At 46.9% G+C, this 3,079-nt stretch carries 1 protein-coding gene; it reads left to right on the forward strand.

Annotation, left to right across the window (positions count from 1 at the left end):
- Positions 1–249 precede the first annotated feature (249 nt).
- The gene (locus VN105_RS26480; RefSeq protein WP_325645917.1) at positions 250–3,051 is read left to right on the forward strand and encodes an NPCBM/NEW2 domain-containing protein; all 2,802 of its coding nucleotides are present in this window, start codon (positions 250–252) and stop codon (positions 3,049–3,051) included.
- Positions 3,052–3,079 lie beyond the last annotated feature (28 nt).

Here is a 3,079-nt window from a genome sequence, read left to right on the forward strand (position 1 = left end):
GCCACGGATTACTTCAGCTATTTCAGTGAAACGCCTAAGATGCTGGACCCGAACAATCAGATTAATTATAAAGACGAATATTATTTCTACGCCATTCCCCTGGAACATCTCCAGAAAAATCCCAACCTGCAACAAACCAAAGGGTGGGACGGCGGAACCTTTGATCCATTGCTGTAACAACGGAGAAGTAACCGGTTAAGTCCTGCAACTCCGGACTTAACCGGTCATTATTCAAATTACTTTCTACACATGAAGAAATATCTGTTAGGTTTATCTGTATCCCTGCTTGGAAGCAGCTTATATTGTACGGCGCAGCAACAGTTCCATCTTTCCGGGTTAAATAACGGCACGATTAAACAGGAAGTTTTCTCTCCTGTAACAAATGCCGCTATGACCGGGAAGAAAATGAAGATGTCACAAAAAATCTATGAAAACGGCATCAGCCTGCATGCACCTGCGTCCGGCTTTATTAATTTAAAAGGTAAAGGTACCCGGTTTATTGCCGATGTTGGGGTGGATGATAAAGATAACCGCAACATGGAAGCGGCAGGCATGGAATCTATTACAGCCACCGATGGCACAAAAACATTTTATCATACCCGCGGCAACCGGAAGATTTTAACCGGTATTGGCCGCGATGCCCAAAGTATTGCGCCGGGAAGCGTGGTATTTATATTATCGGGAGATGGTAAACAGATCTGGTCCAGCGGTATCATCAAACAGGGCGATAAGCCGGTACATATTGATGCAGACCTTTCCGGTATAAACGTGCTCAGTTTTTCCATTACAGACGGAGGCGACGGGATCAGCGGAGACGTTGCCAACCTGGCGAATGCCGCCATTATCATGCATCCCGGGGCTACCCCCGAACTGGTAGATGAAGCGCATCTGCCGGGAAGCAAAAGAAACGAAGCCGGCATCAATAAGGAATTATCTGCCCGGTTGTTGTCGTTGCCGGTTTCAAAACCACTGGTGGCTACAACCGACTGGCTGATCCAAAAGCCTGTGCAGAAAGCAACGGTTTCCAGGATAGGCGATCACCAGGTGCTGCTGAGCAATGGCCTGGTAAGCAGAACTTTTTATGTAAGTGCCAATATGGCTACCACCAGTATCAGGAACCTGGTTACAGGTGAAGAATACCTGCGCGCTGTGAAACCGGAAGCAGAGGTGATGATAGACAGTGTGAATTATCCGGTGGGCGGCTTAACCGGCCAGGTAGACCAGGCTTACCTGTTGCCGGACTGGCTCGATAAAATGGATGCTATTCCGCATTCCTTTTTATTCAAAACGTTTACTGTAAGTGAGCTTACACCGAAAATTCCATGGACCCGTAAGCGATGGTCGGCAAGTACACAATGGAAAGCCAGTGGTAAAGAACTTACCTGCTACTATGAGCATCCTGCATTGAAAGGTGTTTCAGTGGAAGTTCATTATGAAATATATGACGGTATACCGCTTATTTCAAAATGGGTGGAAATAAAAAATAAAGGGAATAAAAAGATACAGGTAAATCATTTTACTGCAGAAACGATCGCCTTCAGTGAGCCGTCTAATTCGCCTTCCGGAAAGGGGGAATGGATGAAACCGAACTTCCACCTGGAAAATGATTATGCGTTTGGAGGCTTTACGTATGAAGGTTCAGATCAGTCCATCTTCTGGCAAACGGATAAAACGTACACCTCCCAGGCCGATTATAACGTATCGATGCCCTGTGTAGTGAAGAGTATGCCGGAAAAAGGACCCGAACAGGTATTGGAACCCGGACAGGAGATGGAAACTTTCCACACTTATTTGCTGGCGCTGGATGGAACCGACAGGGAAAGGAATGGACTTAGCCAGCGGAAAATGTACCGCACACTGGCGCCCTGGTCTACCGAAAATCCTATCTTTTTACATCTTACTTCTACCAAACCCGAAGTAGTAAAACAAGCCGTTGATCAATGCAAGGCTACCGGTTATGAAATGATCATCCTGAGTTTCGGAAGCGGGTTGAATATGGAAGATACCAGTGCCGGTAACCTGGAAAAATTCAGATCCCTTGCTGCCTATGCACATTCCAATGGAATAGAAATAGGCGGATACTCTTTGTTTTCGAGCCGTAGCATTGATCCGGAAAATGATGTCATCAATATTAAAACGGGAAAGCCCGGAGGCACCATATTCGGAACAGCGCCTTGTCTTGGCAGTAAATGGGGCATTGCCTACCTGGAGAAACTAAACAGATTTTTTGCAGCAACGGGGTTTGACCTGCTGGAGCACGACGGGCCGTATCCCGGCGATTTCTGTGCATCAGTACACCATCCCGGGCATCATGGATATGGCGATTCCCAATGGAATCAATGGAAGGAGAGTGTTAATTTCTATGCATCTTTAAGAAAGAAAGGTATTTACATGAACCTCCCGGATTTTTACTTTTTATCAGGAAGTAACAAAGTGTCTGTTGGTTATAAAGAGGTGAACTGGTCTCTACCCCGCGCACAGCAGATCATGTTAGGCAGGCAAAACAATTACGACGGAACCTGGACCCGGATTCCCAGTATGAACTGGACCTTTGTGCCTTTGGTAGAATACCACGGGGGAGGCGCAGCGGCCACACTGGAGCCACTTTCCGAACACCTGGACGCCTATGGCGCACATATGAAACAAAACTATGGCGCCGGTATACAAGCCTGCTACCGGGGCAATCGCCTCTATGATACTGAGGCCACAAAAGCGCTGGTAACGAAAGAGATTGCGCATTATAAAAAATACCGCGACATCCTGAATGCAGATATCATTCACCTGCAACGGCCTACCGGCAGGGATTGGGATGGATTCATGCATGCAGATCCGCAGTTGAAACAAAAAGCCTTCGCCATGTTTTTTAACCCGCTGAGCCAACCCATTACCCGGACTATCAAATTACCTTTATATTATGCAGGTTTGAAAACCAGCGCGAAGATCAGTATAGAAGGCGCTGCGGCAACGCCTGTTGCATTAAACCCAAACAGGGAAGCAATGGTAAGCGTTACTATTCCGGCCAACAGCAGCACCTGGCTGGTGGTGGAATGATAAAACCTTATAATGAAGAAGCGGGGAT

Source organism: Chitinophaga sp. (genome assembly GCF_035564935.1).
Taxonomy (GTDB): Bacteria; Bacteroidota; Bacteroidia; order Chitinophagales; family Chitinophagaceae; genus Chitinophaga.

Coding starts and splice junctions, on each gene's coding strand:
- VN105_RS26480 (WP_325645917.1), top strand. CDS start 250: ATGAAGAAATATCTGTTAGGTTTATCTGTATCCCTGCTTGGAAGCAGC.